The sequence below is a fragment of the Rhizobacter sp. P5_C2 genome, assembly GCF_054049715.1.
In genome coordinates this window covers 1-6,723 of the sequence record NZ_JBFULV010000183.1, presented here as the reverse complement: position 1 = coordinate 6,723, position 6,723 = coordinate 1, and the positions used below count along the sequence as shown (strand labels likewise).

Below are 6,723 nucleotides of genomic sequence, written 5' to 3'. Positions count from 1 at the left end.
GGCGCAGGCGCCGGAGCGGGGGCAGGCGACGGCGCGGGAGCCGGGGCTGGCGCGGGTGAGGGCGACGGAGCCGGCGATGGCGATGGGGCGGGGGTCGGCGCAGGCGCCGGAGCGGGGGAAGGCGACGGCGCCGGTGCCGGTGCAGGCGTCGGCGCGTCGGCTACCGGCGATGGTGCGCTGGCGTCCTCGCTGTCCTTGCCGCCGCAGGCGGCCAGCAGCGCGACGCTGAGGAAGGTGGCCGCCAGGTGTCGGCTTCGATAACCGTGGCTCAGGGCGTTTACAAACGGCATGACGCGTCTCGCTTGCTTGCAAATGTGGCGCTTCGTGTCAGCCGGTCACGCCCGTTCGGGACGTGTTCCGTCAGGACACGGCGGTCATCCCCGGCATCCGGGGTGCATGCAGTGAGGGCAGCAGGATCGGTGCCCGCAGGTGTCAGGCGTCGTGCACGCGCTCGCCTTCGACGCGCAATGCGCCCTGCCCCGCCAACTCAGCCACGATCTGCCGGCAGCCGGTCGAGGCGTCGGCCCAGCCGAGCCGGCGTGCGACGCCGGCGAACAGCCGCGTCGCTTCGGCCCATTCCAGCAACGCAGGCCAGTCCTGCGCGCGCTGCTCCATCAGGTGGTACTTCAGCAGCACCTTCGCGCCATGGCGCGCATGGCGCAGCGGGTCGGCGCGGAAGCCGGCGAGCCGCGAGCGGGCGCGCGACAACGCGCCGGCCACGTCGTCGAACGGCGCGCCATGGCCGGGCAGCACGAGCCGCACCGGCAACCGCTCGATCAGGTCGAGCACTTCCGCCACCTCATCGAACGCATCGACGCCATCGAGCTCGGGAAACACCACGCCGAAGCCGTTCTCCCACAGCGCATCGGCCGAGACCAGCACGCCATCGCGCTCGTCGAACAGCATCAGCGACTGCGGGTCGTGGCCCGGTGCCGCGAGCGCCTGCCAGGCGCGGCCGCCGACCTGCAGCGCCTCGCCCGGCGCCAGCGACGACTGCGCGGTGAAGCGCTCGCACAATTGCCCGGTCGCTCGGTACGACAGCGCGTCTTCGTCCCACGCCTGCACCGTCTGCCAGCTGGCCTGCGGCACCGTGACGGCGGCACCCAGCGCGCGCTGCAGCGTCGCGTTGCCGCCGCAGTGGTCGGAGTGCAGGTGCGTGTTGACGATGCGCGCGAGCGACGCGCCGGCCAGCGCCTGCGTCACCAGCGCCAGCGTCTGCGGGGCGTGCAGGCAATGGCCGGTGTCGACCAGCACCGCGCCGTCGCCGGGGCTTCCGTGCAGCAGCACGTTGTTCGACGACAGCCAGCCGCGTTCCAGCACGGCGATGCCGGCCGGCAGCGGGATGGTCATTGCCGGATCGCCTCGATGCCGATCTGCAGCTTCACCGTGTCGCCGACCACGGGCAGCCCGTAGGTGATGTTGAAGCCGCTGCGCGAGAACTCCGCCTCGAAGTCGCCGCCGCACACCTCGCGCTTCAGCACCGGATGCTCGTAGCAGTTGAAGCTCACCGCCCGCAGGCTCACCGGCTGCGAGGCACCGTGCAGCGTCAGCTCGCCGCGCAGCTCCACCGGCTGGCCTCCGGCGAAGCGGAACTGGCTCGCGACGAAGTAGGCCTGCGGGTAATTCTTCACGTCGAAGAAGCTGTGGCTGCGCAGGATGGTGTCGAGCGGCGCCACACCGCTGTTGATCGACGCGGTGCCGACCGTGATCGCCGCCTCGCCGCGCTGCGCCGCGCGCTCGAGCGTGACGTGGCCGCTGATGTCGTCGAAGCGGCCGCGGCTGGTCGAGGTGCCGAAGTGCCGCACCTCCCACTGGATGTGGGTGTGCGCCGGGTCGATCAGGTAAACCGCCGGCGTATCGGCCGCGGTCGCGGGCGCTGCCGAGGCTGGCGCGGTGCCGGCTTGCGCTGCCGCCAAGTGGGCGCCCGCCAGCAGCGCGGCGGCCAGCAAAATGGTCCGCGCGAATGCGGGTTTCACAGGGGTAAGAGGCAGGGACATGCGTGCTCTGGACGTCGACGGGCTGTCGATAATGCGTCATCCGGCCGTTTGCTGCCGCCAAGGATGTCCATGCCCGCAGTTCCGGCGGAAACTTCCGAGCCCTCGTCGCACCTCGGCGCCGACCTGGCGCGCCGCATGGCCGACGAGCAGACGGCGCTGCTCTACCAGCGTTCGCACACCGCCACGCTGACCGGCGTGCCGTTCGCGCTGCTGGTGTGCTGGGGGCTGATGCCCTACGGCACGCCGACGCAGCTGTGGATCTGGTTCGCAATGCGCTGCAGCGTCTCCACCGTGCGGCTGCTGCTGCGCCAGCGCTTCTTCGCGCAGGCCGAGCCGGCCACGCATCCGTGGCGCGGGCGGCTGCTCGCGGTGCTGGCGCTGGACGGCTTCATCTGGAGCCTGGCCGGCACCTGGCTGATCCCGCAGCACCACACCGACATCCTCGCGCTGATGATGGCCTCGCTGGTCGGCGTGTCGGCGGTCGCGGTGTTCGTGCTGCAGGCCGCGTCGTCCGCCTGCATCGCGTTCCTGGTGCCGCTGCTGCTGCCGGCGGCGCTGATGCAGGCGCTGCAGGGCACGCGCGCCGGCACCTTCACCGCGATCGGGCTGCTGTTCTTCCTCGGCCTGATGCTGTGGGAGGCCCGCCGCGCCGAGCTGCGCATCCGCGAACTGCTGCGGCTGCGCTACACCACCGACCGCATCGCCGAGGAGCGTGCCGAGGCGCTCGCGCTGGCGCAGCGCCAGAGCAGCGTGAAGAGCCAGTTCCTCGCGACGATGAGCCACGAGATGCGCACGCCGCTGCACGGCATCCTCGGGCTCGCGCGGCTGCTGCGGCGCCAGCCCGAGGCGCCGACGCCCGCGCAATGGGACGTGATCGAGCGCGCCGGCGAGCACCTGCTGGCGCAGATCAACGACATCCTCGACTTCTCGCACCTGCAGGGCGGCACGATCGCGCTGGCGGTGCAGCGCTTCGACCTGGCGCAACTGATCGACGACCTGGTCGCGCAATCGTCCGCCGCCGCGAGCGAGCGCGGGCTGATGCTGCAGGCGCGGCTGACGCTGACGCGGCCGGCGCTGGTGATCGGCGATGCGGCGCGGCTGCGCCAGGTGCTGCAGCAGCTGCTGGGCAATGCGATCAAGTTCACCGAAGCCGGCTCGGTGACGGTGACCGTGAAGCACCATGCGGTGCGCGGGCAGGTGCGCATCGACGTGCGCGACACCGGCATCGGCATCGCGGCGGTCGACCGCGGTCGCATCTTCGATGCGTTCCAGCAGGGAGACAACTCGTTTCGCCGGCGCTACGGCGGCACCGGGCTGGGCCTGACGATCGCGCGCGAGCTGGCGCGTGCGATGGGCGGCGACCTGCTGTTCACCAGCGTGCCCGGCGAAGGCTCGAACTTCCGCCTGACGGTGGCGCTGCCGACCGCGCCGGAGGATGCGCCGGCCGAGCCGGTCGTCGCGAACGGCGCGCGCCTGCTGAGCGGCCACGTGCTGCTGGCCGAGGACAACCCGGTGAATGCGCTGGTGGCCGAAGCGGCGCTGCAGGGCCTGGGGCTGTCGGTGCAGGTGGTGGGCGATGGCGAGCAGGCGGTGGCCGCGTTCAAGGCACGCCGGCCCGACCTGGTGCTGATGGATTGCCAGATGCCGGTGATGGACGGCTTCGAGGCGGCGCGGCGCATGCGCGAGCATGAGCAGGAGGCCGGCGACGGCCGGCGCACGCCGATCGTCGCGCTGACGGCCAACGCGATGGACGGCGACCGCGAGCGCAGCCTGGCCGCCGGCATGGACGATCACATGGCCAAGCCGTTCAGGGACGATGCGCTGTGGGCGACGCTGCGCAGGCTGCTGATTTCGTAGCTCAGTGCCCGCCGCCCAGGTACGCGGCCTTCACTGCCGGATCGTTCTTCAGCCGCTCGGCCGGCCCGTGCACCGAGATGCGGCCGTTCTCCAGCACATAGCCGTAGTCGGCCACATTCAACGCCGCGGCCGCGAACTGCTCGACCAGCAGCATCGTGACGCCTTCGCTCTTGAGCCGCGCAATGATGCGGAACACCTCTTCCACCAGAATCGGCGCGAGCCCCATCGACGGTTCGTCGAGCAGCACGATCTCGGGGTTCAGCATCACCGCACGCGCCATCGCGAGCATCTGCTGCTCGCCGCCTGACAGCGTGCCGGCGAGCTGCTCGCGCCGCTCCTTCAGCCGCGGGAACAGCTCCAGCGCGCGCTCCAGGTCGGCCTTCACGTCGCCGCGCGGGCGGCTGCCGGTCAGGCGCGGAAAGGCGCCGAGCGTCAGGTTGTCGGTCACCGTCATCGTCGCGAACACGCGCCGACCTTCGGGCGAATGCGCGAGGCCGCGCTTGGCGATGTGGTACGACTCCAGCCCGTCGATGCGCTCGCCGTTCAGGCTGATCTCGCCGGCACTCGGCTTGATCATGCCGGACACCGCGCGCATCGTCGTCGTCTTGCCGGCGCCGTTCGAGCCGATCAGCGTGACGACCTGGCCCTTGGGCACCTCGATCGAGATGCCGTGCAGCACCTGCACCTTGCCGTAGCCGGCTTCGAGTTTCTGGATGGTCAGCATGTCGTCATCCTCATGTGGCCTGGCCGCCGAGGTAGGCCTCGATGACTTTCTCGTCCGCCTGCACCTGCGCCGGCAGGCCCTCGGCGATCTTCTGCCCGAAGTCCAGCACCGACACGGTGTCGCAGATGCTCATCACGACGTCCATGTGGTGCTCGATCAGGATCACCGTGATGCCGTGCTCGCGGATCTTGCGGATGATCGAGATCAGCTCCTTGATGTCGGGCGCGGTCAGGCCGGCCGCCGGCTCGTCGAGCAGCAGCAGCTGCGGGTCGAGCGCGAGGGCGCGTGCGATCTCGAGCAGCCGCTGCTTGCCGTACGGCAGGTTGCGCGCTTCCTCGTGCACCAGGTCCGCGAGGCCGACGAACTCCAGCAGCGCGAGCGCGCGCTGCGCGGCGGCGCGCTCCTCGCGCCGGTAGCGCGGCGTGTGCAGCGCGACATCGGCGAGGTGGCTGCGGAAGCTGTGATGCAGGCCGACCTGCACGTTCTGCAGCGCCGTCATCTCGCCGAACAGCTGCACGTTCTGGAAGGTACGCGCGATGCCCGACAGCGCGATGTCGGCCGAGGTGCGCCCGACCAGCGATCGCCCGGCGAACGCGAGCGTGCCGCCGGTGGGCGTGTAGATGCCGGTCAGCACGTTCATCATCGTGCTCTTGCCCGACCCGTTGGGGCCGATCAGGCCGTGGATGGTGCCGCGCTTGACGCTCAGGTCGACGTTGTTCAGCGCCTTCAGGCCGCCGAACTGCATCAGCACGCCCTGTGCGACCAGCAGCTCCGGCGCGCTGTGCTGCGCGGCGGTCGACACGGCGTCTTTCGGCGCCGAGGAGGCATCGACGGCGGGCACCTCGACGCGGCTGTGCCAGTTGAGGGCATTGCGCAGGAAGCCGATGATGCCGTCCTGCAGGAAGTACACGACGAACAGCGTGATGACGCCGAAGATCGACAACCGCCAGTCGGTCATCGTCGTCAGCACGAACGACACGCCGGCGAGCGCGATGCTGCCGAGCACCGGCACGGCGACCGAGCGCGGCGTGGCCTTGCCGCGCTTCAGCGCGATGGCGGAGCCGGCGACCACGCCGATCGCGATCAGCACCGCGACCCAGCGGAACAGCTCGATGTCGTCGAGCAGCTTGGGCAGCATCACGATGATGGCCGCGCCGAGCAGCGCGCCGCTGCGCGTCTTGCGCCCGCCCATGATGATGGCCAGCAGGAACATCACCGTCAGCTCGAAGTTGTAGGTGTTGGGCGAGATGTACTGCTCCGAGTAGGCGTAGAGCGAGCCGGCGAGGCCCGCGAGGCCGGCGCTGATCACGAACGCATAGACCTTGTAGCGGTACACCGACACGCCCATGCAGTCGGACGCGACCGGGCTGCCGCGCAAGGCCTCGAACGCGCGGCCGAGGTGCGAGCGCAGGATGCGGTGCACGACGACGAGCGACGCGACCAGCATCGCGACGACCACCCAGTAGTAGCCGCGCTCGCCGAGCTGCATGCCGAACAGCATCGGCTTCTCGAGCTTGATGCCCATCGGGCCTTCGGTCAGGAAGCTCATCTCGTTGATGAGGATCTGCACGATGGTGCCGAACGCGAGCGTGACCATCGCGAGGTAGGGACCGGTGACGCGCAGCGCGGGCAGTGCGAGCAGCGCACCGAACACCGCGGTGACGGCGATCGCGGCCGGCAGCGTGATCCACAGCGGCGCGGCCAGCTTCATCACCAGCACGCCGGCGGTGTAGGCGCCGATGCCGAACAGGCCGGCATGGCCGAGCGAGACCTGGCCGGTGTAGCCGACGACGATGTCGAGGCCGAACAGCACGATCGCGTAGATCATGATGGTCTCGACCAGGTGGATGTAATACGGGTTCTCGATGCCGAGCGGGAAGGCGACGAGTGCGGCTATGCCTATTGCTGCTGCGACGAAGGTTTGTCGTTTCATGTTTTGCTGCTTCTGCGCGTCGCGGCGGGTGAGGGAAGGGGCCGGGCTGGGGGCTCATGCCGGGGCGGTCGGCCCTGGCGGGCCGACTCCACTGCGAAGATCGGCTTTGGGGATGCATCGGCAAACTCCCTCCACTCACTTCGTTCGTTGTGGTCAAACAGTGCCGATGAGTCAGTCCACGAAGCGCGCTGGCGCGCGCCATCCCCAAAGCC

5 protein-coding genes and 1 pseudogene are annotated in these 6,723 nt (G+C 70.1%); 1 reads left to right on the top strand and 5 read right to left on the bottom strand.

What is annotated here, in order from left to right:
- The 3 genes and pseudogenes from ACXJLU_RS32290 to ACXJLU_RS32280 all read right to left on the bottom strand — a co-directional run.
- Positions 1–290: pseudogene (locus ACXJLU_RS32290) on the bottom strand (hypothetical protein); the annotation flags it as partial.
- A gap of 142 nt (positions 291–432) precedes the next feature.
- A complete protein-coding gene (locus ACXJLU_RS32285; protein ID WP_457337830.1) occupies positions 433–1,350 on the bottom strand; it encodes an MBL fold metallo-hydrolase in 918 nt (305 codons plus the stop codon).
- Positions 1,347–1,997 carry a YceI family protein gene (locus tag ACXJLU_RS32280; protein WP_457337829.1) on the bottom strand — a complete coding sequence of 217 codons (651 nt, stop codon included), beginning with the start codon at positions 1,995–1,997 and terminating at the stop codon, positions 1,347–1,349. Before ACXJLU_RS32280 ends, ACXJLU_RS32285 begins: the two co-directional genes overlap by 4 nt.
- A 69-nt stretch (positions 1,998–2,066) precedes the next feature.
- On the opposite strand from ACXJLU_RS32280, the gene ACXJLU_RS32275 reads away from it, so the two are divergent.
- The gene (locus tag ACXJLU_RS32275) at positions 2,067–3,854 is read left to right on the top strand and encodes an ATP-binding protein (protein ID WP_457337828.1); all 1,788 of its coding nucleotides are present in this window, start codon (positions 2,067–2,069) and stop codon (positions 3,852–3,854) included.
- Between the two features lies 1 nt (position 3,855).
- Here ACXJLU_RS32275 and ACXJLU_RS32270 read toward each other — a convergent pair whose 3' ends face one another.
- Together ACXJLU_RS32270 and ACXJLU_RS32265 are read right to left on the bottom strand one after the other, a co-directional pair.
- Positions 3,856–4,578 carry an ABC transporter ATP-binding protein gene (locus ACXJLU_RS32270; RefSeq protein WP_457337827.1) on the bottom strand — a complete coding sequence of 241 codons (723 nt, stop codon included), beginning with the start codon at positions 4,576–4,578 and terminating at the stop codon, positions 3,856–3,858.
- Positions 4,579–4,588: 10 nt separating this feature from the next.
- The gene (locus ACXJLU_RS32265; protein WP_457337826.1) at positions 4,589–6,511 is read right to left on the bottom strand and encodes a branched-chain amino acid ABC transporter ATP-binding protein/permease; all 1,923 of its coding nucleotides are present in this window, start codon (positions 6,509–6,511) and stop codon (positions 4,589–4,591) included.
- Between the last annotated feature and the right edge of the window lie 212 nt (positions 6,512–6,723).